The sequence below is a fragment of the Brevibacillus sp. SYP-B805 genome, from assembly GCF_011059135.1.
Taxonomy (GTDB): domain Bacteria; phylum Bacillota; class Bacilli; order Brevibacillales; family Brevibacillaceae; genus Brevibacillus_F.
Genome location: NZ_JAALGD010000004.1, coordinates 199568 through 224207, shown reverse-complemented (window position 1 = coordinate 224207; position 24640 = coordinate 199568). Strand labels below are relative to the sequence as shown.

Annotated in this window: 33 protein-coding genes; all 33 read left to right on the top strand. The window is 52.3% G+C overall.

Annotation, left to right across the window (positions count from 1 at the left end; translation table 11 throughout):
• The first annotated feature begins 27 nt into the window (after positions 1-27).
• The 33 genes from G3578_RS20885 to G3578_RS07310 all read left to right on the top strand — a co-directional run bounded on the left by G3578_RS20885 (position 28) and on the right by G3578_RS07310 (position 24496).
• On the top strand, positions 28-522 hold the full coding sequence (locus tag G3578_RS20885) for a hypothetical protein (protein WP_165210849.1): 495 nt from the start codon (positions 28-30) through the stop codon (positions 520-522).
• Between the two features lie 646 nt (positions 523-1168).
• Positions 1169-2035 carry a terminase small subunit gene (locus G3578_RS07465; protein WP_165210846.1) on the top strand — a complete coding sequence of 289 codons (867 nt, stop codon included), beginning with the start codon at positions 1169-1171 and terminating at the stop codon, positions 2033-2035.
• Positions 2032-3318, top strand: coding sequence for a PBSX family phage terminase large subunit (locus tag G3578_RS07460; RefSeq protein ID WP_165210843.1), 1287 nt, complete (start codon positions 2032-2034; stop codon positions 3316-3318). Before G3578_RS07465 ends, G3578_RS07460 begins: the two co-directional genes overlap by 4 nt.
• A gap of 3 nt (positions 3319-3321) precedes the next feature.
• Positions 3322-4794, top strand: coding sequence for a phage portal family protein (locus G3578_RS07455; protein ID WP_165210840.1), 1473 nt, complete (start codon positions 3322-3324; stop codon positions 4792-4794).
• Positions 4787-5614, top strand: coding sequence for a phage head morphogenesis protein (locus tag G3578_RS07450; RefSeq protein ID WP_165210837.1), 828 nt, complete (start codon positions 4787-4789; stop codon positions 5612-5614). The genes G3578_RS07455 and G3578_RS07450 overlap by 8 nt, the downstream gene beginning before the upstream one ends.
• A 22-nt stretch (positions 5615-5636) precedes the next feature.
• Positions 5637-6911 (top strand): XkdF-like putative serine protease domain-containing protein, encoded by a 1275-nt coding sequence (locus tag G3578_RS07445; RefSeq protein WP_165210834.1) that lies wholly within the window; start codon positions 5637-5639, stop codon positions 6909-6911.
• A gap of 13 nt (positions 6912-6924) precedes the next feature.
• Positions 6925-7863: a phage major capsid protein gene (locus G3578_RS07440; protein WP_165210831.1), complete on the top strand. Its 939-nt coding sequence runs from the start codon at positions 6925-6927 to the stop codon at positions 7861-7863.
• A gap of 18 nt (positions 7864-7881) precedes the next feature.
• The gene (locus G3578_RS07435; RefSeq protein ID WP_165210828.1) at positions 7882-8091 is read left to right on the top strand and encodes a hypothetical protein; all 210 of its coding nucleotides are present in this window, start codon (positions 7882-7884) and stop codon (positions 8089-8091) included.
• Positions 8057-8437: a head-tail connector protein gene (locus G3578_RS07430; protein WP_165210825.1), complete on the top strand. Its 381-nt coding sequence runs from the start codon at positions 8057-8059 to the stop codon at positions 8435-8437. The genes G3578_RS07435 and G3578_RS07430 overlap by 35 nt, the downstream gene beginning before the upstream one ends.
• A gap of 8 nt (positions 8438-8445) precedes the next feature.
• Positions 8446-8760, top strand: a complete 315-nt coding sequence (locus G3578_RS07425; protein WP_241254514.1) for a hypothetical protein — start codon at positions 8446-8448, stop codon at positions 8758-8760.
• A complete protein-coding gene (locus G3578_RS07420) occupies positions 8760-9242 on the top strand; it encodes an HK97 gp10 family phage protein (protein ID WP_346773975.1) in 483 nt (160 codons plus the stop codon). Before G3578_RS07425 ends, G3578_RS07420 begins: the two co-directional genes overlap by 1 nt.
• Positions 9243-9704 (top strand): hypothetical protein, encoded by a 462-nt coding sequence (locus G3578_RS07415; protein WP_165210816.1) that lies wholly within the window; start codon positions 9243-9245, stop codon positions 9702-9704.
• A complete protein-coding gene (locus tag G3578_RS07410; RefSeq protein WP_165210813.1) occupies positions 9704-9904 on the top strand; it encodes a hypothetical protein in 201 nt (66 codons plus the stop codon). The genes G3578_RS07415 and G3578_RS07410 overlap by 1 nt, the downstream gene beginning before the upstream one ends.
• Positions 9901-11241, top strand: a complete 1341-nt coding sequence (locus tag G3578_RS07405) for a phage tail sheath subtilisin-like domain-containing protein (protein WP_165210810.1) — start codon at positions 9901-9903, stop codon at positions 11239-11241. The genes G3578_RS07410 and G3578_RS07405 overlap by 4 nt, the downstream gene beginning before the upstream one ends.
• A gap of 3 nt (positions 11242-11244) precedes the next feature.
• Positions 11245-11691: a hypothetical protein gene (locus G3578_RS07400; RefSeq protein ID WP_165210807.1), complete on the top strand. Its 447-nt coding sequence runs from the start codon at positions 11245-11247 to the stop codon at positions 11689-11691.
• 15 nt (positions 11692-11706) lie between these two features.
• Positions 11707-12168, top strand: a complete 462-nt coding sequence (locus G3578_RS07395) for a phage tail assembly chaperone (protein ID WP_165210804.1) — start codon at positions 11707-11709, stop codon at positions 12166-12168.
• A gap of 215 nt (positions 12169-12383) precedes the next feature.
• Entirely contained in the window at positions 12384-13091 is a 708-nt protein-coding gene (locus tag G3578_RS07390) for a hypothetical protein (protein WP_165210801.1), read from the top strand.
• A 51-nt stretch (positions 13092-13142) separates the two neighbouring features.
• Positions 13143-15635 carry a YlbF/YmcA family competence regulator gene (locus G3578_RS07385; RefSeq protein WP_165210798.1) on the top strand — a complete coding sequence of 831 codons (2493 nt, stop codon included), beginning with the start codon at positions 13143-13145 and terminating at the stop codon, positions 15633-15635.
• Entirely contained in the window at positions 15632-16216 is a 585-nt protein-coding gene (locus G3578_RS07380; RefSeq protein ID WP_165210795.1) for a hypothetical protein, read from the top strand. The genes G3578_RS07385 and G3578_RS07380 overlap by 4 nt, the downstream gene beginning before the upstream one ends.
• Before the next feature lie 20 nt (positions 16217-16236).
• Positions 16237-17187 (top strand): XkdQ/YqbQ family protein, encoded by a 951-nt coding sequence (locus G3578_RS07375; RefSeq protein WP_165210792.1) that lies wholly within the window; start codon positions 16237-16239, stop codon positions 17185-17187.
• Between the two features lie 51 nt (positions 17188-17238).
• Positions 17239-17445 (top strand): hypothetical protein, encoded by a 207-nt coding sequence (locus G3578_RS07370; protein WP_241254513.1) that lies wholly within the window; start codon positions 17239-17241, stop codon positions 17443-17445.
• Positions 17446-17448: 3 nt separating this feature from the next.
• Positions 17449-17883 carry a DUF2634 domain-containing protein gene (locus G3578_RS07365; protein WP_165210786.1) on the top strand — a complete coding sequence of 145 codons (435 nt, stop codon included), beginning with the start codon at positions 17449-17451 and terminating at the stop codon, positions 17881-17883.
• Positions 17871-18686: a baseplate J/gp47 family protein gene (locus G3578_RS07360; protein ID WP_165210783.1), complete on the top strand. Its 816-nt coding sequence runs from the start codon at positions 17871-17873 to the stop codon at positions 18684-18686. Before G3578_RS07365 ends, G3578_RS07360 begins: the two co-directional genes overlap by 13 nt.
• Positions 18683-19255, top strand: coding sequence for a DUF2313 domain-containing protein (locus tag G3578_RS07355; RefSeq protein WP_165210780.1), 573 nt, complete (start codon positions 18683-18685; stop codon positions 19253-19255). Before G3578_RS07360 ends, G3578_RS07355 begins: the two co-directional genes overlap by 4 nt.
• Positions 19252-19572: a hypothetical protein gene (locus G3578_RS07350; RefSeq protein WP_165210777.1), complete on the top strand. Its 321-nt coding sequence runs from the start codon at positions 19252-19254 to the stop codon at positions 19570-19572. Before G3578_RS07355 ends, G3578_RS07350 begins: the two co-directional genes overlap by 4 nt.
• Positions 19569-19844 carry a hypothetical protein gene (locus tag G3578_RS07345; protein WP_241254512.1) on the top strand — a complete coding sequence of 92 codons (276 nt, stop codon included), beginning with the start codon at positions 19569-19571 and terminating at the stop codon, positions 19842-19844. Before G3578_RS07350 ends, G3578_RS07345 begins: the two co-directional genes overlap by 4 nt.
• A gap of 67 nt (positions 19845-19911) precedes the next feature.
• Complete coding sequence (locus G3578_RS07340; RefSeq protein WP_165210774.1) at positions 19912-22077, top strand: DNRLRE domain-containing protein; 2166 nt, start codon at positions 19912-19914, stop codon at positions 22075-22077.
• Positions 22077-22538, top strand: a complete 462-nt coding sequence (locus G3578_RS07335) for a DUF4376 domain-containing protein (protein ID WP_481752727.1) — start codon at positions 22077-22079, stop codon at positions 22536-22538. The genes G3578_RS07340 and G3578_RS07335 overlap by 1 nt, the downstream gene beginning before the upstream one ends.
• A 13-nt stretch (positions 22539-22551) precedes the next feature.
• Positions 22552-23022: a C40 family peptidase gene (locus G3578_RS07330; protein WP_165210768.1), complete on the top strand. Its 471-nt coding sequence runs from the start codon at positions 22552-22554 to the stop codon at positions 23020-23022.
• 61 nt (positions 23023-23083) lie between these two features.
• Positions 23084-23362 (top strand): hypothetical protein, encoded by a 279-nt coding sequence (locus G3578_RS07325; RefSeq protein WP_241254511.1) that lies wholly within the window; start codon positions 23084-23086, stop codon positions 23360-23362.
• The gene (locus tag G3578_RS07320; RefSeq protein ID WP_165210762.1) at positions 23359-23679 is read left to right on the top strand and encodes a hypothetical protein; all 321 of its coding nucleotides are present in this window, start codon (positions 23359-23361) and stop codon (positions 23677-23679) included. The genes G3578_RS07325 and G3578_RS07320 overlap by 4 nt, the downstream gene beginning before the upstream one ends.
• Positions 23666-24283: a M23 family metallopeptidase gene (locus G3578_RS07315; protein ID WP_165210759.1), complete on the top strand. Its 618-nt coding sequence runs from the start codon at positions 23666-23668 to the stop codon at positions 24281-24283. The genes G3578_RS07320 and G3578_RS07315 overlap by 14 nt, the downstream gene beginning before the upstream one ends.
• A 15-nt stretch (positions 24284-24298) precedes the next feature.
• Entirely contained in the window at positions 24299-24496 is a 198-nt protein-coding gene (locus tag G3578_RS07310) for a hypothetical protein (RefSeq protein ID WP_165210756.1), read from the top strand.
• The last annotated feature ends 144 nt before the right edge of the window (positions 24497-24640 follow it).

The window sequence follows — 24640 nt, the reverse complement described above, 5'->3', positions numbered from 1 at the left end:
TTTTTTCATGGAGGTGGGTGACGTGTAGTGCGCCAATTCGTCGACCCGGACACGGGGGAGGTTTTCTACGAGGAGCAAATCCTCCGGCGCCCGGACGAGATCGTTAAAGTATTCCGGCCTGTCGGCCGCAGCGCAAAATTCGTGAAGATCAAAGCCAGCCATAAGGCAAAGAGACGGCTCAGAAAGCTGTCACTCGCTGAGGCTGGTTTTTTCTTGAAGATCGCGCCGTATGCCAGTGAGGGTACCAATCTTCTCTTGGGGGACAACGAGCGCGGCCAGAAAGGCGTGCCGCTCACGATCAAGGAGCTGGCCCGGATTGCAGACTGCTCATATCCGCAGGCAAGAAAGATCGTCAAGTCATTCATCGAGCAGCGGATTCTCCGGCGGATCGACATTGGCGGCAGGGCAGCGTTGGCAATCAATCCTCTTTATTCGCTAAACGGGAAGGAGGCGGAAACAAGCTTGATGCAGTTGTTCAGGCAGGAGATCACAGAGGCCGGCGAAGACCCGAATTCTGAATAGGGGGTTGCCAGAAGCCAACAGGCCACGAAACCTTGTGGTTCTAAGGCTCAACCTCGTTTTTGGCAGTGATATGAAACATATACTTTTTGGGGTGAAAAGTGGTACGCTCGTAGCGCTCAAAAAAAGGCCTTCAATCCTTGCGGGGCAAGGGATTCAGCCGTTTTGGGGCTGGCAATATTCTTTATTCTTATATCTATCGCCACGGAGGTGCTCTTGTGCTGCAGCATATTTACCAACCGCCTGGATCAAGCCTGTGCGGACAGACGTGTGTAGCCATGCTTGCGGGGATTTCGTTAGAGGAATCCATTGCGGCGTTTGGTGGAATGCGAGGAGGGACCAGGACACGGGATGTTGTCCGTGCGCTCCGTGTCTTGGGGATTCGGTGCGGCGAAAAGTTGATACGGCTGAGACGCCAGCAAAAACCGGACGTGTGCATCGTGAAGCTGCATTTTGATGACAGCAAGGACACCCATTGGACCCTTTGGTACAAGAGCAGATTTTACGATCCGTCCATGTACGGACAGTATCTCCTCGACGTCGGAGGCGGTGAATATCCAGCGGGAGTGAGACAGACGTCTTATCTCCCGATTTTTATGGACTGAATTACGAAACCAATCACATAACGGAGGTGAGGTGACTTGACGTAATGGCACGCGCAAGGGACCCGAACCGGGATAATGCCTTTGAGATGTGGAAGCAGACTGGCGGCGAAATCAAACTGAAGGAGATCGCGGACCAGCTTGGCGTCTCAGAGGGAACGGTCCGTGGATGGAAAGCGAAAGATCGGTGGGACGAAAGATTAAACGGAACGCTCCAATCAACCGAACGGAACGCTCCAAAAAATACGGAACGCTCCAAACCGAAAAAGACAAAGGTCGAACTGCCCCGGCATACCGAAATCGAAAACGACCAGTTGACTGATAAGCAGCGACTATTCGTGATGGAATACTTGCGAGATTTCAACGCAACCAGGGCGGCAATGGCTGTCGGCTACAGCAAAAAGACGGCGTACTCCATTGGTTGGGAACTATTGAGAAAACCTGAAATTCAAGCTGAGATCAAGCGACAGACGGAAGCCATGGTTGACGACCTTGGAATGAGCGTGCAGCGCATCATTGCGGAGTACATGAAAATCGCATTTGCTGATATATCTGATGTGGTCGATTTTGGGAGAAAGAAGGTGCCGCTAAGGGACAAAAAGGGCAACATCGTTGAAGATCCTCACAGCGGTGAACCATTGACAATCAGCATGAACTATATAGACCTGAAGGATAGCGACCATATTGATACATCAGTTATCAGCGAGATCAAAGAGGGCAAAGACGGCATTAGCGTCAAGCTCCACGACAAGATGAAAGCACTGGCTGCACTTGAGAAGTATCTCGGCTATATGACCGAAGAGCAGCGTCTGCGAATTGAGAAGCTGAAGCTGGAGATTGGCAAGCTGCAGGGTTCCAGCGCCGAGGACAAGGGTATCGTCATCCAGATCAACTACGGAGATGGTCAGCCATGACAGCGGTAACGGTCGACTTTAACGCGCACTTCCGCGATGCCAACCAAACCCGCAAGCGTTACCGGGTGATGAAAGGTTCCGCCGGATCCGGCAAGTCAGTAAATGTGGCCCAGGACTACATCATCAAGCTGTCCGATCCGAGATACAAGGGCGCCAACCTGCTGTGTGTGCGGAAGGTCAACGAGACAAACAGACACAGCACGTTTGCCGAGCTGACGGCTGCGATCAACCGGATTTTCGGCGACCGGGCAAATGAGTTTTGGGAGATCCGGCAGTCGCCGCTTTCCCTGCGCTCCAAGATCACCGGCAACAGCGTCATATTCCGCGGCGTGAACGACGCGCGCGACCGAGAGAAGCTGAAGTCCATCAACTTTCCATACGGCAAACTGACGTGGATATGGGTGGAAGAGGCAACCGAGTTGCAGGAATCGGATGTCGATATCTTGGACGACCGTCTGCGCGGGCTGCTGCCGAATCCCAATCTGTATTATCAGATCACCTTCACGTTCAACCCGGTGTCCGCCAGCCACTGGATCAAGCGGAAATACTTTGATATCGAGCTTCCCGATATCTTCACGCATCACTCCACGTACCTGCAGAACCGGTTCATTGACGAGGCATACCACCGCCGCATGATGCTGCGGAAAGAGCAGGACCCGGACGGCTACCGGGTATACGGCCTTGGAGAGTGGGGCGAGTTGGGCGGCCTGATCCTGCACAATTATGTCGTACATGAGTTCGATACATCGTTTGAGCGATTCGACAGCATGAATTTCGGCCAGGACTTCGGCTTCAACCATGCCAATGCGATCCTGCTGCTTGGCTGGAAAGACGGAGAACTGTATGTCTGCGATGAAGTCTACGTCCATGAGAAGGACACAGAGGAGATCATCGCGCTGGCCGAGGAAAAAGGCTTTGATAAGCGCCTGGCCATGTGGTGTGACTCGGCTGAACCTGACCGGATCAAGACGTGGAAGAAGCGCGGGTTTAATGCGAAGCCGGTGAAAAAAGAACCCGGTAGCGTAAATGCCCAGATCGACTTCCTGAAGCGTCTGAAAATCCACATCCACCCGCGCTGCGTGAACACAATCAAAGAAATTCAGCAATGGAAGTGGAAGAAGGACCAAAAGACCGGCCTCTATGTGGATGAGCCGGTCGAAATCTTTGACGACGCCATGGCCGCGCTGCGGTATGGGATTGAGGATAAACGAATCGATAGACCGGTAATAAAGACCGAACGCCGCAGTGTCACCGAGCGGGTAAGCATCACGGAAAGGAGGTAGAGCATGGCAAACGAAATGACTGTCAGGATTTTTAAAGAGACGAGTATTTCAGCCGGCGAGACAAAACAGATTCCCGATAGCTTCCGCGGCGATTATGACGGTCTTGTGGAGCCGGATTATTCGCCAGCCCAGTTGAAGGCTGTCGTTAGTCAAAGCAATATCCTGCCGCAGTGCATCGAGGCATACGCGACGAACGCCGCAGATTTCGGTATTCAGATCGAGTATGACGAGCGTGTTAACGTCAACGACGAGAAACAGAAGAAGCTGGCCGATGAGGAATGGGCGCGGCTGGAAGAGTTTCTTGACGTGATGAACCCTTTGACGACGCCGCAGGAAATCGTCAAGCACGTCGTCCGCGAACTGGAGCAGACAGGCAGCGCATATTTGGAGGTGGCCTGGGCAGAAACATCCGATACCCCGACCATCTATCTCGCCGACAGCGAGTATATTCGGGCGGCGAAGGATACAGTCGAACAAACCGTCCGATTACCGTATCTCACGAAGACCGGGGAAATCAAGTTCATTGAAATGCCGGTGTGGACGAGGAAGTACGCTCAGAAGCGAACGATGAACAAAGTTTTTTTCGATCAGTTTCTGCCAATGAAACGACCAGGAATCTCTCAAATCCTTCACATCAAGCTGTTCGACGCCACAAGCATATACAGCGAGCCGCGATGGATCGGGAATATTCCGGGAATCCTTGGCACGCGCGCGGCCGAGGAGTTGAACCTGAAATACTTCAAGAAGGGCAAAAAGATCCCGGTAGCTGTCGTAGCCGAGGGAGGCACGGCCACCAAGGAGTCGGTCGAACAGATCAAAGCTGCGTCCAATCCGGAAAATGATGGATCGTGGATGCTGCTGGAGTTCATCGGTACTGAGGTCATGATGGGCGACGATATGAAAGTGACAAAGCCGACGGTCCGTTTTGAGAAGTTGCAGGATGTGCTGCAACAGGACGGCCTTTTTCAAGGGTACGACGATAAACAACGCGAAAAGGCCCTTTCGCAATTCCGCCTGCCACCGATTTACGTGGGATTGAGCCAGGACTATACCAGGGCCACAGCCGACACAGCCCGCCGCATTACAGAAGAGCAGGTTTTTATTCCATACAGAAGTTGGCTGGCCGACAAGATCTTCAACAAGGCGTTGCTGCCGGCAATCGGTATTCACCGGGTGAAAGTGAAACTACGGGGGCCGGAAATCACCGACCCAGAGGAGCGCACCGCTCTGCTGAACTACTTGGCCGACCGTGGTGTCCTGCTCGTACGTGACCTGATACCGATTGCGGAAAGCGTGTTGGGTGTTACCATCGAAGAATCGCGATACGAACCGGGGTACTTGGATACGCCTGTTGCCAAACTGTTGGCATCGATGCCGTCTGATGATCTTCTGGGCCTGGGTAATGACCCACAGGAGCAAGTTGCCACCATCGCCAAACGTCTGCTGCGCGAAACGAGGGAGCAGCACCATGTGTGACCAGTGCCTGTACCTTATCGCGAAAGCGGATGACGAAGACTTTCTGGACAGCCTAGACTTAAACCACGCCGAGCGTACGCTGATGGAAAAGCTGTATAAAGAAGGTGAAGGATCTATCGCTGATATCCTGGAGTTACAGGGGAAGGCCTTGGATGAGGCGATCCAGGAACTGAGCGACGAACTGGCCGTCGATGAAAAGGAGTTGTGGAAGGTCATTCTCCAGGTCCAGGCCGGCGAGTTCTTTCAAGAGAAGTTCGAACAGGCGGTGTACAACGCCTTCATGCCTCTGTTCCATCTTGCTGGGGAATCGGAGGCAGTCAGGATCAATGAGGATGTCAAGTGGGAGCAGAAAAACGAAGCGGCCGCCAAGTTTGCCAAAAAACTGAAAAAGCTGGTCCCGGCTATGAATGGCACGTCAGCGGATCATATGCTCCGCGCCTTCAAGCGTGCGATCGAACAAGGCAAGACGCCATCGGAACGTGCAGCACTCGTCAAAGAGGTCAGCAAGCAGGCAGCCAAAGGCGAGGAGGGGCCGTTCAGTATGAACCGGGCCGTCACCATCTCCAGAACGCTGACGACTGCTGCCGCCAATGGCGGGAAGCTGGAAGGCTGGAAGCAGTCCGGTTTGGTGAAAAAGAAGCGTTGGCGGGCAGCCAACAACAAGCGAACACGCAAGGATCACCGGGAGGCCAACGGCCAAACGGTTGATATCGACAAACCGTTTAGAGTGGGAGGCGAAAATCTTATGTACCCAGGCGATCCGGCGGGAAGCGCCAAGCAAATCGTAAAATGCCGCTGCACCATGCAGGCGGTTTTCTGATGGAAAGGAGGTGAATAAGCATATGCCGTTTGAATTGAAAGATGCGAAGATCACACACATCTCGCTGGTTGACAAAGGCGCCAACGGCCGGCCTTTCGCAATCATCAAGGAAGAGGGCAAGGAGCCGGTTCAGAAAAGCATTGTTATCGCCAAGACGGACAAAGCGAAGCAGATCGTCTACGGTGTGGTTTATGAGCCGGACGTCGTGGACGCACACGGCGACTTCATGACGGCCGAGGAGATCGAGAAAGCAGCCCACGCCTTCATGGAAAGCCAGCATACTCACAACATCGACAAGCAGCACGACTTGGAGGCCGACGAGGGTTACGTGGTCGAATCGTACATCGCCCCCATTGACATGCAGCTTGGTGACCAAGAGATCAAAAAAGGCTCCTGGGTGGCTGGCGTGAAGGTGACCAACGCCGAGACTTGGGCGGCCATCGAGAAAGGGGAGATCACCGGGTTCTCTATGTGGGGAATTGGCAAAAGGGTGAAAGTCGAAGGTGCCCCTTCAGATACCGGCAGCGAATCGGTAGAGAAGGGGCTTTTGCATGCGATCAAAAAGGTGTTGCAGGAATTTTTCCCAGGAACGAAGCTTACGCCCATCGAAAAGGCTGTCCAGTCTTTTAAAAGCCGCATAGCGGCAAGGGACATTCGTGACAAGTGGTATGACGCCCAGTGGGCGTTTACCGATACCATGTGGGAAATTCTCAATGCCCCCGAGATCACCGACAAAGCGGAAGCGATCGGGGAAACCATCGACGAGTACAAGACGGTTGCCGTTGCATTGGCTGCTCAATGGCCGACGGAAGGGGAAGTCATTGGAAAGTCTGAGGACTTTCAGGAGAGAGTGGAAGCTGTGAGGAAGGCGGGCAAAGTGCTCTCATCAGCCAATTTGCAGGCTGTTGAAGATGCCATTGCTGCACTCACAGCATTACGTGACAAAGCCAAACCGAAGGAGGAAGACGACGTGAAAGCAGAAGACATCGAAAAAGCGGTATCCGCCGCATTGTCGCCAATCACAAAGCAACTGCAAGACCTGCAGACGGAAGTCGCAGAACTGAAGAAGGCAGAAGGTGCCGGGGATGGCGCAAACAATGGCGGCACCGATCCGGCTGCCGAAGCAGTGACTCAAGCCGTACAAAAGGCTCTGGAACCGATTGTCAAGCAGGTGGAGAACCTGTCTGCTGACGTGCAGCTGATGAAAAACGCTCGAGCTGCAAGCCAGCAGCCTGGCGATACCACGATCACCAAGTCGAACGAGCCGTCCTACATGAGGCTCTTTCGCGGACAATAAGGAGGGGTAACAGATGACTGCAAATGCTACATTGCTGAACGATTTTGAAACGACAATCGCCAAGTCGGTGGACCTGATTTTGCCGCAAAACGACGCCGAACAGTTTTTGGTGGATACCTTGAAAAAGGCAACTACTCTCCCGAAGCTGCCGGCCCAGTACAAAAAGACTCCATCAGGCAAACTCGATAAATTGACAGTGCAAAGCCGGAAAATCCGCCTTCATACTGGTTCCGAAAATCCGACTGGTACCGGTGGTGTTGGTCAAGAACAGGTCGATTACAACGTAAAAAAGGTCTTCTGGGACGAGTGGATCAAAAACGATGATGTTTGGTATAGCGATCAGTCCCGGGGAGAGAACACGGAGGCCAAAATCATCAACCTGGTACAAGAGCAGTTCGGGGTTGACCTGCAAGACCTCCTGTTCAACGGCGATACTGCCGCAAAGCTCCCGGATGGTACGACACCTGATCCGTTCCTGTCGATTCTGGACGGATTCGTGAAAAAGATGAAGGCATCTACGTTGAAGACGGACCTGGCTGACAACGAGCCGACCATCGACGACTTTGTGAATCACACGCTGCTGCTTGACGAAAAATATTTGAACCAGCCGGACTTGACCTGGTTCATGCCGCGGCGCACGTATCAGAAGCTGGTTGGATTGATCCAGAAGCGACAAACGGCGCTTGGTGATGTGACGCTGGTCAACGGGAAACTCACGGAGATCGCAGGCTACCCAATCGAGGTGGTTCAGGCACTGCAAACCGGTTTCGTAGCCCTCACGCCCATGAGAAACCTTGTTCCGGTATTCACCCGCGATCTGCGCTACAAGCGGACGGCCGAGGGTGCAACGGCTGCGGTGAAAGACTCCACATACAACATCATTTTCGCCTATGCCGATGCGGTGGTGTTGGAAACGGAAGCTGTTGCCTGGATGACGGGCGACAAACTGTAAAGAAAGGTGAAATGAACGATGGCAAAAATCAAATACAAGCACAAGAAAGGCGCTCTCCACATTGGTGGCGGGCGCTTTTTCCATGCCGGCGAAACTTACGAAGTAACCGACGAAGAGGCCAAACGATTCACTGAGACCTATGGCGACCTCGAAATCGTCGAGGAAAAGAAGGCTGGCCGAGGGGGCGGGCGCCATGCTGACGCCGGAGAAGGTAAAGCAGCAGAGTAGTACCCGAGCCGTTCAGGACATGACGCCCGAGCGGCTTTCTTATCTAATCGACGAGGCCAAAATCCGTATAGAACTGTTCACAGCCAGGCCGTTCGTAGACGATGACAGTCGCCTGGAGGTGGCCCATTTCCGGCTGGTAGAGGCCATGGCCCTGACAGACAACGACGAAACGCTGGGCGCAGAAGCCCGCGGTATTACCTCCGAGTCCGATCAGGGCTACTCTTGGTCGATTGAGCGGGCGACGATCACAACCGGTAGCTCGCTGGTTGATTCTCTGCTGCGCCAGTGGATGGCCTTCACGACCGAGGCCAGCGACAGCGGAAACATTCGGGCGATGCTGCTATGATCCATCGGATGAATGATCAGATCGTTCTGAAACGAACGGGAACGGCGCTGGATGAGCGAAACAGGGTGGTTCCAGTGGAATTACCCTCCCGGACAGTATTGGGGTGCGTACGGGCCGTAGAATCGTCCTGGGAACGCCCCGCGAATGCCGACCCGGTGACATGGGGATACAAGGCGTCCATTGGCTTTCGTTTGGGTGAGGATGTACGGAAGGATGATGTTCTGGAGATACCCGGTCGCGGGGACTTTGTGGTAGTCGACGTAACCCCCGGACGGCGCTTTCTGTCCGTGATTGCCATTCAGCAGAAACGGGGGGCGGAGTAGTGGATTTCCGGGAGTTTCAAAAACGGATGGAAAAACTGCACAGGGAAGCCCCTCAGGCTCTTGAAAGGATCATCTACCAGCTTGGTGAGGAGCTTTTGAATCACGTCATAGACGAGCTTGGACACCAGGACTTGATTGACACAGGTACTCTTTGGAACTCGTTTTCACAGGGGGACCAAAACAATGTCTGGGAGTTTGATGCGGATCGCGACACCTTAACGCTAGAGGTCGGATCAAACCTGACCTATGCAGAGTACCTCAACGACGGGTATACGATCGAAAAGTCGTACTTTGTCCCAGGCTACTGGAACGGAGTAGGCAAGTTCATCTATGACCCTGACGCGGAGGGTGGTTTTATGGTTCGGCCGCGCTCCTTCATCGGCCGCAAATACTTCGACATCGCGCTGAAAAACTTCCAGGGAGGCATGAAGGCTTTGCTGGAAAAATTGCTGCAGGCTGAGCTGGAAAGGATGGTGAGATAAGTGGACCGAGCGTTGTCGTGCATCATCGATCTGGTAAACGAAGCATACCCAACCCTCGCCATCCTGGACAGCTTGGACGTGTGGCTGGCTGGCAAATTTCAACCGCCTGTCGCCTTCATCCAGACGCAGGAAGTAACGGAAAAGGGCAACACTCTGACGTCGTACAAAGTCGTCTCCGACGCCGGGATTGTGTTGCACCATCCAAAGGTGAAGGTCGGAGGTCAAGAGGCTTACGAGCCGATTTCAACAGAGCCTTTGCGTCAACTTCTTCGCAGGGAAAGGTACAGCTTCCGCGGGAATACGGACGGTCTGTTCATCAACATCGACAACACGACGTTCCGTGTCCGGTCTGACAAGAAGGACAGAACGGAGATTACCTTTCGATTCGAGTACACTGTCCCGATTCCGATGCCGGCCGTCGAGAAGATCAACACATTTGAAATCGAGGAGGATTGGTCCTAGTGGCGACACGGAAAGACCAAATCAGCGAAGCACCTGAGATCAAGCGAACGAAACAGGAGTGGATCGAGAGCGCAGCATACCTGAGAGCCGAAAGGTTCGAGGTTGCCGGCGCTCTTTTTGATATGAAGGACAATCAACCGGTGGCCGAGAGTGAGGTCAAACAACGGCTGATGAAATTCAAAGGCGGTGATAAACGATGACGATTCAACGTGACAGACCTGGATTAACTCTGGAGATGATCGCCAAGGCAAAGGAACGCGTGCTGACGAAAACCGGGGTAGCGTTGGTGCCGTATGTAGCCGAGTGGGGTGCTCCCGACACTTTGGTCAAGATGACCGGATATGACGAACGGATCGCGGAGACGTTCGGAGAGGTGGACGTCATTGAGCTGGCGGCAGAGGGCGGCGCTACTATCCTGGGTTACCGAATTACGAACGGAAGCGCTGTAGCGGCCTACTATTCCCAAGCAGACGCCATCAAAATCGAAGCGCGTTACCCAGGGCTGCGCGGAAATGACTTGAAGGTGTCCATTGCACCGTCCACGGCTGAGCCCGGCAAAAAAGAACTACAGGTTAAGGGGCCGATCAAGACGGAGAAGTTTTCGTTTGCTGACGCCGACGAGTTGGTAAGCAAAACGAGTCAGTCGATCTATGTACGCGTGTCAAAGCTTGGTGATGCCGCCATCACTGATCTTGCAGAGACTAATCTTCAGAACGGAACCTCCGGAACTCCGGCAACCCTGTCTTCCGCTGATGCTATTAAGCTGTTTACGGCAGTATCGGGTGCTGATTTCGACTCAATGTATCTGCCCTTTGATGACCCTGCCATCCAAGCGGCTTTCAGGCAGTTCGTTTATGATCGCAGGAAGCTCTCCAAGAAGATGTCCACGGGGGTCATTGGCGGAAAAGCAGAGGAAGACGAGATCATGGAAAAGCATACTGAGCGTTCTGTCGCTATGAATGCACGTTACATGGTCAACTGCGCGATTGCCGGAACACACAACAACGGCAAGGAATACGACAGCTTGCAGTGGGCAGCATGGGCGGCCGGGATAATTGCCGCCACGCCGGCTCATGAGTCTTTGACGGCTGTGGTTGTGCCGATGAAGAAGGCGAAGAAGGACTGGGGTCATACCGAAATTCTGAATGCACTGAGCACCGGTACCCTGATTGCCACACGCGACGGAGACGTTTATACCATCGAGAGTGCTGTCAACACACTTTCTACGTTGGGTCCCGGAGAACGTGAAGACTTTGGGAAAATCCGAGTATCGATGACGCTTGATCAAATTTACAATGACATCGCTGCCCCTGTAAAAAAGTACAAAGGGAAGCTGGATAACAACGATATTGGCGGCGGGGTGTTTGTAGGCGCTGTGAAGGCATACATGGAAATCCGGGAAGAGCAGGGAGCAATTGCATCTGGTTGGACCTTCACAGATAAGAAAAATGGTGTTGGCGACCGCCGAGGCTTTAAGCTTTCAGCGCAGCCGTTAGACGCTATTGAATACTTTGACGTCGAGTGGGAGGTGTTGTAGTAGATGCAACGTGACATTAAGCTGAAAAACTGCCAAGTTTACGATGACACCGGCGATCCGATCGAAGGGACATTGGAAGGCCGATTTGTCCTCCGGACCAATTACGGCGAGGTTTACCGCTTGCAAAAAGGGGCGGTGCAAACCGTAAACGACTGGTACGTAGAGGTTACGCTGCGCCTTACTGCCGCCAACGCAGCCCTCAAATACTTCTGCGTCGAGCAACTGACCAAAGGCAAAACGCCGATCCTGCCTATGCTGATCGGAGAAACGTTGGACAAAGAGGCCGACAATTCCGAACTGGTTCGTATCTCGGACATCTACCTCAACCCTGAAGAGTTAACGTTGTGGGAAGCCAAAGCGGAAGGCAATGATAATGCAACATACGAGATTAGAGGACGCAGCAACAAGGTACCCGACTTCTTGGAAAAACTGCCTGAATACGTCGAATAGGAGGAAAGATAAATCATGAGCAAACTGGAGAAGTACTTGGTAAAAGCGCAGGAACCGGTACAGCGCCGTACCGGAACCGTAACCATCGACGGCGAAGAATGGTCGGTGAGGGAACTGACGATGATCGAAAATCGTCAGGCCTACAAACTGGCTGAGGATGCCAACGGCAGATTCGACGTGTTTCGGTACAATGACATCCGCATTGTAAAAGCAACGGAACACGACTTCCCCTGGAACAACCAGGAACTGCTGAAAGCGTACAATGCAAAGGATAAGTTCGACTTGCCGGTGAAACTGTTCGAACGAAATCCTGAAGGGTACCAAGCGCTGCTGGACAAGGTGAACGAAGTGAACGCAAGGGTGAAAAGCGAGCAGGAGGTGGTGGATGAATTAAAAAACTCATCCGAACCGACGGAGAAGCAAGCCACCTCTGTCGAGCGTTCCTCAACGGACGAGGCCGACCTGCCGACCTCTTAGAGTACGAAGTGGATCCATACATGCAGAAGCTGTTCATCATCGCGTGCCAAGAGGTAGAGCAGGAAGAGATGGAGAAGGCGCAACAGTAGCTTTCTCCCTTCTCCCGAGCGGGTGACGGCTGGGGAGAAGTCGAATTGTGTCGTTTGTTCCCGAATTGTTTGCACTGACTCGAAAAAGTGAGGTGGGGTAGAATGGTGGGCGAGGGGGAATAGATTATGCCAACGTTTTTGTACTGGACAATTTATATTTTACTAATATTGTTTATCGCTAGTGGAATTGTCGGCATTATAAAACCAAGCTGGGTTAATAGACCAGGACAAAAACTCCAAACAAGAAAGTCAATAATCTTGAAAACGGCAATTTTGTTGATAATTTTCGTAGTGTTTTCCACTGTTGTTACGCCAGAAAGAAAAAGCGACGACCCGGTAGGCACTATGGCAGTTGCGTCCATAACAGATGATGAGTTGGCCAGATTTTCCAAATATGCTCATGATATTAAAGGTGGCCCATTTGTTAAAAGTGCTGAAATTACCGGAAATGAGGCAAGAATTACCTACTACTCTGACTCTGAATTTGAAGATTACAAGAAAGCCAACCCTAATAGTGTTGTGACAAAAGAGGAAATGATAGGTTATTGGACCTCAGGAGATGCAATAAACAAGAATTTTATGAGCGAACCCGTAAGGCTCTTAAGGGAATTTCCTTGGCTGACCAAAGTTAGTATGACTCTGACTCTACAGGGCAAAACATACTCGGTAGAAATGGATCGTGAGACGGTATCAGACTACTTTGGAATCGATCTTGAAGAATTAAATGCAGATAGAAGTTTTGAACTTTGGAACAAAAAATTCGTTGATCCATTTGTCTATACAAAAGAAGAACGTCAAAAATTTGCTGACAAATTTATAAAAGTTCAAAAATAAAAGTGGCACCTACAAGGGGTGCCATTTAGTTTTTTGGTAAAGGGTGAGAACATGGCTTCAGTTGTAGGGATAACCGCGCATTTGCAAGCCAAGAATCAAATATCTCCGCAACTTCACGACGTAGTTAAAATGACCAGGAATGCAGCCAAAGAAATGCTACAACTCGATGATGCGACACAAGAGATGATAAAGGAAATGCGCAAAATCAAACAGGCTGCTGAACAATCCGAACGTGGGTTTAAACGTGAGGTAGATCAGATGCAGCGAGAAATCCAAGACCTAAGACGTCAATTGGGTATCTTGGACTCGACTCGCGCTCATCCGAAGGTAAGCGTAGATGATCAAGCGCGACGAGAAATAGCGGCTATCAGGCAGGAAATTAAAGCGCTTGACGGAGCAAAAGCAAAGGTGCAAGTGGAAGCGGCACAGGCTGGCGGTGGAGGAGAACTTGCTGCAGGCGGGGTCATAGGTGGAATGACAGCATACGTAGGTGCAGGCTACATAGATCAGCTAACCATGGAGACACAAGCTAACGCCAGACGCGCGTTGCTTGGGGATACACCAGAAGAGTTGCTCCAATTCCAGCGACAAGCTCAAGATTTGTCCATGATAAACACGAATGTGGATCGAACCTACATCAAAGACTTGATGACACAAGCGACTAGATTTGATCCAGAGAACGGCGCAGAGATCACCAAACAGGCGCTGCAACTCAATGCGATTCGACCGGATCTTGGTGGGGTCGAGGAGTATCAAAAGACAATCATTGCTATGAGGCAAGCTTGGAAGGATGTAACCGACATCAGTCGTTTCGGTGACACTCTCGCAGAGATCGCGAACACCACAACGGACATTCGCGGTGAGGCTTTGGACTCCATTGTGGAGTACTCAACTCAAGTGACCAAGTTTCTTGACACACCGGAAAAGCTTGCTGCCCTCGTGAAAGAGATGAACAACCTATGGTCGATTGACAAAGGATTCGACGCATTGAAAGAGGCCACGATTAAACTGGATAACCAAGGGGATATGGTCAACGTTTTGAAAACAGCTTATGAGGCTCAAGGGATGGATTCAGAAACTGCCCAGAAAAAGGCTCAACAGGAATCCAAAACGATCGCCCAAGCTATTCACTCTGACAGTGTGGCTGAAAATCAGTTTGCTGTTGCTGCGTTGCTCCAGACCTTTGGAGGGATACAAGACCAGAAAGTTAGACAGGAGTTGTTGAATGAATTGGGCGCTGGTCCTGGCGAAGATATTGCCAAAGCGTTCGCCCCACTGCTGCAGGCTGCTGGTCGCATCGGGATGGCTGACGGCAGCCAATATAACTATCGAGGCAAATTGGAACAGTCATACAAAACGTATCAAGAGAGCGATCCGCTACGAGGCTTCATTGAAGCGAAAACCATGTTTGCAAATGAACTGATAGGACTAGGAACTGTAATTGCACAAGAGGTTAGTCCGGTAATTAAAGGCTTAGGAATAGTTGTTAAAGGTACAAAGGAAGCTTTTGACGCACTGCCGACATGGTTAGCATTACCCGCGTTAGGCACCGCTTTAGGATTAGCCACAGTCGCCCTTTGGAAGTTTAAAGTGGCACTATCAGCTGCAACTGAAGCAGCGGTACGACGGCGTCTTGGCGGCGACATTCCTGACATCGACATTCCTGACAAGGATAACAAGAATGAGAGAAGTGGAAGAAAAGGGCGCGGCGGTAAACGAAGTTTGTGGAATCCACTTAGCTGGGGCAGGAAAGAAGAGATTCCTGAGCGCAAATGGTTAACATCCGCAGAGGCCGCCAAAAAGGCGTTAGGTGGTTCTTTACCTGAAGAAGTAGCAAAAGTATCCAAAAGCGGAGTGTTTGAACGTCTCAAAGGGCTAGGGGGCATGCTGCCCAAAGGAGATACCGTTGTTTCTGGGCTGAAAAGTGCTTGGGCAGGCGTGAAGTCATTGAGCGGTGGTCTCGCAAAAAGAATCCCTCTCATCGGAACAGCCATAGGAGCCGCAGAAATCCTTACATCAGACAATAAACTTGAAGCTGCCGGCAGGGTCGGTTCTGAGGCTCTCGGTGCGTGGGGAGGAGCTGCAGCGGGTGCGGCCATCGGTTCTGTTGTTCCTATAATCGGAACGACAGTAGGCGGCATCGTCGGCGGTATTGCCGGGGCGCTTGGAGGCGGTGCGTTGTTTGATAAGGTGAAAGCCTGGTGGAGTGACGCTCCGGCCACGCCGCCAACCCCAACCCATCCCGGAATGATAAAACCGGAAGAACTGAACAAATTACGGCCGGCGCCGCCCGTAGCGGGACCGCCCATTCCTCCTGTTTCTCCGGTTGGAAAGGCTGCGGAGAAGCCGAAGCTTGTATCTGTGACTGTCTCGTCGATACCCATCACCTTGAAGGCGGAAGGGGTTCTACAAGACGTGGCCGGCATGCTCCGTTTGCTCCGTGACCCTTCCGTAAGTAACGAGGTGAAGCGGATCGTCGAGAAAGCATTGATCGACGCGCTTGAGACCAGTGGCGGCGTCGCCAGCGGAGGTGTTCCATCATGATTCGCCTGCAAGGAAAATATCTCCTGACATTCCCCGTCACCCCGGGAGAAATCGAGTTTCGCGGGTACGGGAACGACATCGAGAGCACAACCTCGATCAATCTCCTGACGAATAACCGGATTTCGGGCCGCCGGCCGAAGTCTATCGCATTCGAGTTTATCCTGCCTGGCGACATCGAGGAGCCTTACATCGAAGTAGAAGGATATCAGGGGCCGCGGGCCTGGCTGCAGGGGTTGGACCGTCTGACAGGAGCAGAGGCGCTGCTCACGATCGATGAATTGAACCTCGCCTGGAACGTCCTCGTCGGCCCATGCGACGGCCGGTTCGTCGGGAAAAAAGTGGACTACCACGGCACGATTGAACTACCTCTCTTTGTCAAAGAAGAATTCGTGGAGTGGTCCAACCAAAAGCAGCTATTGAGTCCCGCGAAGGTTATCGCCAAGCAGCAGAAGGCGCGGCCGAACACATCAGGAAAGACGGCAAAAAAGAGCAAGTCTTTGGTGGAACCAGCGATCCAGGCAATTCAACGCGACCGAATCGAGCGGAAGCTGGCCAGCGTTTACCGCACCATCGGAGCGTAGGGGCATAGTGGGGTGGTACTGTGCAAGCCATCTACGGCATAGAATCGAAGCGCATCAATTTGACACCGGCCGTCCTGGACCTATCGTGGTCTTCATCCCGGGGCCAGATCGCCCAAAGCTGCGACATCCGTATCAAAAATTCCCCGCCGTTACAATCGGCGGGTTTTTTGATGCTGTTTTCCGGCTACGAACTAAAAGAGTCCCAGCAGTTTTTTCACGGCCCAATCATCAATCCGTTACGCGACGACAAGACCAGCGATCTGACGGCTACGGCTTACGAGTTGGCCTGGTATCTGCAGAAGAACGAAACGTCTCGCATCAAGCTAGACGGAGATGCCGGCAAGGAACTGGAGCGTGTCATCCGGACCACCGGGATTAACTTCTCCTGCCCGGCGTTCGGGTTCACCGTGAAAGATCGCTTCTCCTCTCAGTCCTTCGCTGCTCTGTACACGACACTGACTGAACAGGCATACGAGAAGACCGGAAAGCGGTACTTCATCCAGCCGCAGCGTGACAAACTAATCATTCTGCCAGAAGGCGGGAATACGCTGGTTCCCATGTTCCGGGCGTCGTTGATCGAGTCAAGTTCAACGGGTGAGAGCATCGAAGAAGTGTACACGGTCGTCACCGTTGAGCGGTACAAAGATGACAAGGTGGCTCAGAGCGTTACAGAAGAGAACGCCAGCCTTATCAAACAAATTGGACGCATGCAAAAAGTGATTGATGCCGGGGAGGAGACCGGCGTCTCCTCACTGGCGACCCGGCAGCTGGCCGAACTATCTAAAATCCCTCGAACGCGGTCCATTACCGTCCATCACCAGGATGGAAATGCAGCAAAGATCCGCGCCGGCTGGTTGGTCAAAATCATGGAGAAAGACAACAAGACCATTACCGATTGGATCGTGACCAGTTGCAACGCCAGATGGAAAGGCGGCTGGTACACCATGGATCTGCAGCTGGAAAGGAGATGATGACCGTTGCATGGCGCTCTTCAGCGGATTTTTAAGAAGGCGAGGGAAGGCATGATAGACACCCAGGTCGAGTTTGGGACGCTCATAAAACATGTGCCGGTTGTGATCAAGCTGGATCAGGATCCGACCCCCTTGGAGCAGGAACAAAACGAGATTGTTCTCTTTAAAGACACGGTTTTTACTTCCGAGGATATCGGTACGCGTTTGGCGCTGATTCGCTGCACCAACGGGCAGTATTTGGTGCTCGGGGAGGTGTAAGCGATGTTCCCAACCCTGGAAGGTGACGAAAGTCAGCTGATACAGTCACCGGACGATCCCATCCCTTGGACATATCGATTCGACTGGCAGAACAAGCAGCTCATGCAGGGGCCGGATGGTCGGTACGTTCGCACGCAATCCTACGCGGAGTACCTGGAGGAAGTGACGAAGAAAATCCTCAACACCAAGCGGTTCCGATATGCCATCTACTCGGAAAACTACGGAGTGGACTTCCTGACAGACATCGGGAAGATGCGTTCGGTTGTGTCTCTGCCCGTGATCAAGACCCAGGCGGAGGAAGCATTAGAAGCGCACAGCGAGATCGAGCGGGCGGAAGTGATCGACATCCGGTATGAGGATAACCGCGTCATTTTCTCACTTGAAATCGAAGGAGTACGGGGCCGAACAAGAACGGAGGTGGATGTATGGCAACGGTAACGAAACCAGAGATGCCGATTTTGCGTGAGACTCCGGATCAAATATACCAACGAATCGTGAACCGAATGTACGCCTTGGCTCAAGAGCGGGGATACACGCCGCCTGCCACGGAAGAGGGAGAGCTTTTCTACGACCTGTTATATCCCCTCGCTGAAGAGATCAGCGAGCAGCAGCAGCTTTTCGAATACGGCTTCCTGCAAAGGTTTCTCCCCTGGGCTGACGGCGAATTTCTTGATGCAATTGGCGCTTTTTTTGGTCTTCCGCGTAATGAGGACGAGCCTGATGATCCCTATCGTGACCGCTTAATCAATCGAGCGCAGACGGAAGAAGGGGCCGGGCGCCGCCAGGACTATGAACGCTGGGCACTCGACATTGACGGCGTGGGAGGCGCTGTGGCTCTTGAAAAAGTGCGGCACGACCTTTCGATCGATGTGTACATCACCGATATGAACGGCCAACCAGCCACTGCCGAATTTGCCCAGCAGGTTCGTGACAAGCTGGAGGAAAAGCGGATTGCGCTCCACGATCTGAGTGTACTGCCGGCAGTTGTGTTCCCGGTAAATGTCTCCGTCAAATTGATCCTCCGAACAGGGGCTGTTTTGGAAACCGTCACAGCGGATATCACAAACAGCATAAAAACCTATCTAAAGGGGCGTTCCCAGATCGTGTACGAAAAAGTCGGGGCGCTTTTTTTCGTTGATGGCGTGGAAGACTTCACTGATTACCTGCTCAATGGTGGAGAGGTCAATTTGACGGTTCCGGCCAACGCCGTCGCGACCTTAAATCTGGTGGTGACAACATGATTCCGGAACGATATCGAAAAAAGCTCCCTCCATACTGGTATGAGAACAAGGTTGCCGAATACCACTTCGAGGGGGCGGGCGCCGCGATCGATGCGTTGAATGCCCAAAGGGAAGATGTCGAAGCGCAAATGTCCCCCTGGTCGGCCACCTGGGGATTGGTCATATGGGACTGGATTTATTTTGGTATAAAACAGTCAGGCAGCATCGAGGAACGGCGCAAGAATATCCAGCGAAAACACTGGGCCTTTTTGGGGTTTACACCAGGGGTTCTACGGGCGATTGCCCTTAGTGCTTCTACGCTGAAAAGGGTAGACATGGTCGAAGAATTTGGCACCAAGATGATCCGGTATGTGTTTCCCGATGAGGATACCTTTGATTCAAAGCATGCTGTTTCCTCGGTTGAAAAGATCCGCCCCGTCCACTGCAATGGTGTGGTGCTTGAGCCGGTATCCAGGTTGTCCATCGAGCTGCAGGACACTCTTGTCGTGGAAGTGAAAGAGTACCATAGGGTCAATGAGTTTCGCGTGGGCATGACGCCGATCAAAACGCGACAGGAGGTGGTTGTATGATCGAGCAAAGCTATCTGGAGACGGTACGAGATGATCTGCAGGCGCGGGTGACTGGCGGGACGCTCCTCCTAAACGAATCGATCTCCGTACCGGTTCAAGCAGCCGCGATTTCTTCCCATCCGATTACTGGTCTCTCGGATGCCATCGCGCTGCAGGTACAGGCCAATAATATCGCCGGCCTTCCGGTGTTAACCAAGGTGGAGCTGCGTGACTCGGACGGAAAATTCATCGCCCGGAAGTCGGTCAACATCGATCCAGGCGGCGCGCAGTTTCTTTCCTTCTCATTCATCATTGAGGCGAAAGGTGGGGGCTCATGATGCCGTACAATGCAAAACTAGATTGGAAATACGACGATCCCGTCACCGAAATAGATATTAACCGCTGGGAAAATGGCATCAATGATGCTCATATCCAACTTGCGCAGCTGACAGCTGACGTCTCTAACCTGAAAACCCGCATGAACACGATGGAAAGCGTGCTGCCGGAGAACTTTCTGTACAACAAGTTTGACGACGACCTGGCAACAGTAAACTCGATCATAGTGATTCGTGGTTACTACAACGAGGCGATGAGTCGGCTGGAGGTGTGAAGATGCACGATTCCAAAATGTGGAAACCTTCGGATAACGGCCATTTTGAGAAGGAAGGGGGAGGGAAATGTCAAGAACAATCAAAATACCGATAAGCAAGGACGCGCAAGTTTATAGTGCGATCTCATCAGCCAACACTAATTTCGGAACTAGTGCTTATCCGACAATGAACGTGGGCAAGGACTATGCAAGTAATATATATCGCGCGTTTATTGCGACAGAACATATTGGCAAAATTATACCGAAAGGCGCGACAATAACATCCGCGATTTTGCGTTTGTACCAAAACTCAACCGCCGTTGGTTCGGAAGATATTCGTGTTTATAGAGTAACGTCAGATTGGCAAGAAACGGGAATCACTTGGAATAACCAGCCCGGATATGATAGTTCTGCCCCGTTTCCAAGCACATCAAATGTCCTTGGGACACCAGTTGGAAGCGTTTCTATCGACATTACAAGTTTAGTTAGTGCTTGGTTCAATGGCATATATCCAAACTATGGGTTGGTGATAAAATCCTATCAAGAGGCAGTAGCGGACAGGGTTCATAGTTTTGGAACTAGGGAATCAACAACACCAACTTGGGTTCCTTACATTGAGGTGACATACCAAGAGGCGGCAAATTCAGAGGTTCCATACATTGAAAGCGTATTTCAACAGTATGCGCAAAACTCCACAAGCCTTACATTTAACACAGGTTCCATCACGGCAGGAGATTTGATGTTGGTGGCGCTTGCGGTTTCTGTGGCTGGCCTTAATGTCACACCTCCTTCCGGGTGGACTTCAATTGGCAGAACGGATTTCGGAGGTTCGTATGGCGTCCACTATTTCTGGAAAATTGCAGGGGCGAGTGAGCCGACAAGCCATCAATTTACCCGAGGTAGTGGCACAAATACATGGGTTGGGCAATTTATTCGCATTAAAAGGACAAATAGTAATACTCCGATAAAATTGACGGATATTACAACTGCCACAGCATTGCAAATAAATACACCGGTATTAAGCGGAGTTCCAGCCAAAGCACTAATTTTGGATTCAGTTGTAATTGCTAATGGCATTCCCGGTTTCAGAAATGATGGCGTAAACCCGACGGATATGACCTTTTTCACAGAGGCAACAGATGGTAGTTCTTTAGATATGGGCCTCTACACTCAGTATGATTTGGATGGCGGAAGCAACGGGGCGCGAACGTATTACATTAACGGATCAACAAACAAACCGTTGGCGGCGCGAGTTTTTGCCATTGATGTGCCGAACAAACCACCAACGCTTTCGCTTACGTCACCTGCCGATAATCAAACATTATCCGAAGGTAACACGCTGCCGGTCCAGGGGACGGCCGGCGACACAGACAACGGCAATGTGGTCACAGTAAAGTACAAAATCAATAACGGACCAGTCAGGGCGATTGCCTCCGGGGTAAGCGACGGAAGCACGCCTATTTCTTTTGCCAAGTCGTTGACCTTCAACAACAAGCGGCTGTGGGATGGCAGCACAGATGTCGCCGGTGCCGATCTGGCCGAGGGCGTTGACCACATCCTGACCGTCTGGACGGAGGACGACCAAGGCGGCAAGAGCGTGGAAGAGACCCGGAAATTTCGCGTCGTCTGGAACCGGCCGCCGGTGATCAGTGGGACCAACGAAAATTTGGGCACCATTATGGCGCCTCCGAGCAAAACCTACACGGTTATAGAGCCAGAGGGCAACCCTTTCACCATCACGGAGAAGATCAACGGGACGGTGATTCGGACGTTCCCTGGAGTCGCAGGCCAGGAGGAAACCGTAACGATTCCGCACAACCTTTGGATCCGGCTGGACCTGGACACTCCGCACTCCCTGACAGTGGAGGCCACAGATAGCAACGGGCTGACATCGACCAGAACGTACACTTTTATCCGTACGGAAACACACATCGAATTCATGCTGGACTTTGACAACCCCGATGTGGAAGCTCACTTCACCCTGGACGGAATGCCAAAACGTGTACTCGTCACGCTGGAACGGTATCTGCCGCCGGGCTCGTCGATCGAGTTTGTGAGAGTGTGCAACAATGCCCTCGATGCTGAACCGACCTGGGAGGATATGACCGCGGCGGTCGTTGCAGGCCGGGGGTACTTGTTTACAAATCAGGTGAAAACGGCAGAAAACTGGCGCATCAACATCTGGGTTTGCATTGCCAAAGGCACCGCGACAGAGCGTGTAAGACTCGATGGATTCGGAGGTGCGTTTGATTGATGAAGTTCCAAAACGTGAAACCAATCACGGAAATTCGACGAGAAAGTGCCAATACTGCTGATGAATGGTACCGATCGCTCATCGAGAGTGACGCCGACCTCGAAGAACTGAAAGCAGCGAAACTGGCTCAACTTAACGAAGCGTGCGGCGTGGCGATCACCGGCTACTTCACAGCGGAAGTGCGCGGAGAAACGTACGAATTTAGTTACGACGCGGAAGCGCAGGACAATTTCCAAGACACGCGATTCGCGTTTGCAGATGGCGCGGTTCAAACTGTTCGCTGGACTGCTCACAAAGACGGTCAAGTTGTCAGGATTGACATGAACGCCAATGAATTCAACCAGGTATATTATGCTGGGCTGGCCCACAAGCAGGCGCAGATCAGTCGATTCCGCGACGAGCTGCAGCCGATTGTTGAGGCGGCCACCACAAAAGAAGAAGTCGATGCTGTGAACTGGTGAGGAGGTGAGGCGTGTGGAACTCAGACGCTTCGACCTCCTTTTTGTACGGGGGCGTTCGCTGATCGGTCGGCTGATCGAGGCAGTCACGCAGTCGCCCTACAGCCATGTTGCAATCGTGCTGGACCAGTGGCATGTGGTAGAGACGGACTGGAAGTATCCGTTGAAAGTACGGCATCTGACGTACCCGGCTGGTACTTTTGACGTGTACCGGTACCGAGGGGAGTTGTCTGCTGCGCAGGTGGCCACTATGGAGCGGTTCCTGCATGAGAAACTGACCACTTCGTATGACTATTTGCAGACGATCACGAACGGGCTGTATCTGCTCGTCGGCATGCCGATCCGGGACGCCCCCGGCAGGATGAATTGCTCCGAGACCGTGGACCGGATGTTCGCGGCGGCCGGCGTCGATCTCTGCCCGGCTGTGCTGGGCCGCGTGACGCCGGCGGATCTGGCCCGATCGGAGCAACTGGTAAGAATGGCATAGGGGAGCTGCGGCTCCCCATCACTTTTGAAAGAGAGCTGGTGGAAAAATGGAACTTACTATGATGACAGCGATCATATCCGTCATCGCAGCACTAAGCGGTATCATACTCGGTTGGACAGGACGATCAAGGACAATTCGTCAGGACATCGCCCAGCAAGCCAGCGCAGACGCAATCCAGCGAGTCGACATTGACTACATCAAACGAGGTATTGATGACATCCGTGTAGAGCAAAAAAATCAAGTAAAGCGGATCGACGAGCTCGCCGAGCGGGTAACACGCGTTGAAGAATCGGCCAAGCAGGCCCATAAGCGGATCGACAGATTGGACGGTGACGGATGATGTTCGATCGCGTAATATTCGAGCGTAGCCAACGGAAAAAGCGGAAGAAGAGAGAGTTTTCTAAGGTGGTCTTGGCGCTCGTCATGGCCACCTATTTTTTTGGAGTGGCTTTCGTATCAGCGATTATTTTGCTGGCTGTGAGGCGCGGAATGGCGGATATCGGCACGCTCGTTACAGCGCTTCTGACTTTTACGGCGCGCCTACCGCCACAGCGCTCGGCTGGTACTACTGGAAAGCGAAGAACGAAAACATGCAGAAGTTTGCGCAGCCAGTTCATGATGATGAGGGAGGAGAGGCGCCGTGATGAATCCGTTTGAAGCATATCGCGTGACAAGCACGTACGGCCCGCGTATAAGCCCGATCACCGGGAAGACAGAAAAACACACAGGCATCGATCTGGTCAAGCGTACAGGTGGAAAGAACGCACCCATCGAAGCGTTTGTATCAGGAACCGTCATCCGTGCCGAAGAAGTGCCCGAGGGGGTCAGAGGCACCGGGTATGGAGGCTTTGGATTGGTTGTGGCCATTAAGGACAAGTACGGCGTGCAGCATATGTACGCCCACTTGTCGAAAGCGCATGTTAAAGTAGGCGACTGCGTAAAAGCTGGGCAGGTGATCGGTCTGCAAGGGCGCACCGGTAAGTCTACCGGGGAGCATCTACACTACGAAGTACGTCTCAAATGCAGCCCTTCCGGGGGATTCGGCAGCGATACCGAACCAACGAAGTACCTGCAGGATTACTTTTCCAAGGAGGAGGAAGAGGACATGAAACCATTCCTGTGCACGGAGAAAGCTAACCAGTACATTGCCTGGCTGAAGGAAGAGTATTACGAAGAACCTGAAGAAAAGCGGAAAATGATCGGTGAGATCGCCGACATACTGCGGATCGCATCCGGTCAACCACCGCAAAATACGAAGTAAAGGAGTGGCAAGCGGATGATCGACTGGAAAACAAAACTCGCTTCTCGGAAGTTCTGGGCCCTGTTGGCCGGGGTGGCGACGAGCAGTATGGTGCTGTTTGGGACCGATGCGGGAACCGCCACCAAGGTTGTCGCGTTGATCGGTTCAGTCGGCAGCTGCGTCGGCTACATGCTGGCCGAAGCAAAAGTGGATGCTGCCAACAAACAGAAGTAACAACGATGCCCTCTGCCGTGAACGGTGGAGGGCTTTTTGGTTAGTAAAAAAATTATGAACAATTGTCGAATTTTTAAGATCAATGGAGGTTTTTTGTTACATGTGTGGTATTTATTACCTACAAACATTTGTAGGGGGGCTAAC

Bases quoted from the DNA above. Each gene is read 5' to 3' on its own strand.
- G3578_RS07450 (WP_165210837.1), top strand. From the start codon at position 4,787: ATGTGTGACCAGTGCCTGTACCTTATCGCGAAAGCGGATGACGAAGAC.
- G3578_RS07315 (WP_165210759.1), top strand. From the start codon at position 23,666: ATGAATCCGTTTGAAGCATATCGCGTGACAAGCACGTACGGCCCGCGT.
- G3578_RS07425 (WP_241254514.1), top strand. From the start codon at position 8,446: ATGAATGATCAGATCGTTCTGAAACGAACGGGAACGGCGCTGGATGAG.
- G3578_RS07355 (WP_165210780.1), top strand. From the start codon at position 18,683: ATGATTCCGGAACGATATCGAAAAAAGCTCCCTCCATACTGGTATGAG.
- G3578_RS07340 (WP_165210774.1), top strand. From the start codon at position 19,912: ATGTCAAGAACAATCAAAATACCGATAAGCAAGGACGCGCAAGTTTAT.
- G3578_RS07390 (WP_165210801.1), top strand. From the start codon at position 12,384: ATGCCAACGTTTTTGTACTGGACAATTTATATTTTACTAATATTGTTT.
- G3578_RS07405 (WP_165210810.1), top strand. From the start codon at position 9,901: ATGACGATTCAACGTGACAGACCTGGATTAACTCTGGAGATGATCGCC.
- G3578_RS07365 (WP_165210786.1), top strand. From the start codon at position 17,449: ATGTTCCCAACCCTGGAAGGTGACGAAAGTCAGCTGATACAGTCACCG.
- G3578_RS07310 (WP_165210756.1), top strand. From the start codon at position 24,299: ATGATCGACTGGAAAACAAAACTCGCTTCTCGGAAGTTCTGGGCCCTG.
- G3578_RS07440 (WP_165210831.1), top strand. From the start codon at position 6,925: ATGACTGCAAATGCTACATTGCTGAACGATTTTGAAACGACAATCGCC.
- G3578_RS07350 (WP_165210777.1), top strand. From the start codon at position 19,252: ATGATCGAGCAAAGCTATCTGGAGACGGTACGAGATGATCTGCAGGCG.
- G3578_RS07345 (WP_241254512.1), top strand. From the start codon at position 19,569: ATGATGCCGTACAATGCAAAACTAGATTGGAAATACGACGATCCCGTC.
- G3578_RS07465 (WP_165210846.1), top strand. From the start codon at position 1,169: ATGGCACGCGCAAGGGACCCGAACCGGGATAATGCCTTTGAGATGTGG.
- G3578_RS07460 (WP_165210843.1), top strand. From the start codon at position 2,032: ATGACAGCGGTAACGGTCGACTTTAACGCGCACTTCCGCGATGCCAAC.
- G3578_RS07455 (WP_165210840.1), top strand. From the start codon at position 3,322: ATGGCAAACGAAATGACTGTCAGGATTTTTAAAGAGACGAGTATTTCA.
- G3578_RS07435 (WP_165210828.1), top strand. From the start codon at position 7,882: ATGGCAAAAATCAAATACAAGCACAAGAAAGGCGCTCTCCACATTGGT.
- G3578_RS07335 (WP_481752727.1), top strand. From the start codon at position 22,077: ATGAAGTTCCAAAACGTGAAACCAATCACGGAAATTCGACGAGAAAGT.
- G3578_RS07445 (WP_165210834.1), top strand. From the start codon at position 5,637: ATGCCGTTTGAATTGAAAGATGCGAAGATCACACACATCTCGCTGGTT.
- G3578_RS07325 (WP_241254511.1), top strand. From the start codon at position 23,084: ATGACAGCGATCATATCCGTCATCGCAGCACTAAGCGGTATCATACTC.
- G3578_RS07400 (WP_165210807.1), top strand. From the start codon at position 11,245: ATGCAACGTGACATTAAGCTGAAAAACTGCCAAGTTTACGATGACACC.
- G3578_RS07370 (WP_241254513.1), top strand. From the start codon at position 17,239: ATGATAGACACCCAGGTCGAGTTTGGGACGCTCATAAAACATGTGCCG.
- G3578_RS07395 (WP_165210804.1), top strand. From the start codon at position 11,707: ATGAGCAAACTGGAGAAGTACTTGGTAAAAGCGCAGGAACCGGTACAG.
- G3578_RS07385 (WP_165210798.1), top strand. From the start codon at position 13,143: ATGGCTTCAGTTGTAGGGATAACCGCGCATTTGCAAGCCAAGAATCAA.
- G3578_RS07320 (WP_165210762.1), top strand. From the start codon at position 23,359: ATGATGTTCGATCGCGTAATATTCGAGCGTAGCCAACGGAAAAAGCGG.
- G3578_RS07360 (WP_165210783.1), top strand. From the start codon at position 17,871: ATGGCAACGGTAACGAAACCAGAGATGCCGATTTTGCGTGAGACTCCG.
- G3578_RS07430 (WP_165210825.1), top strand. From the start codon at position 8,057: ATGCTGACGCCGGAGAAGGTAAAGCAGCAGAGTAGTACCCGAGCCGTT.
- G3578_RS07380 (WP_165210795.1), top strand. From the start codon at position 15,632: ATGATTCGCCTGCAAGGAAAATATCTCCTGACATTCCCCGTCACCCCG.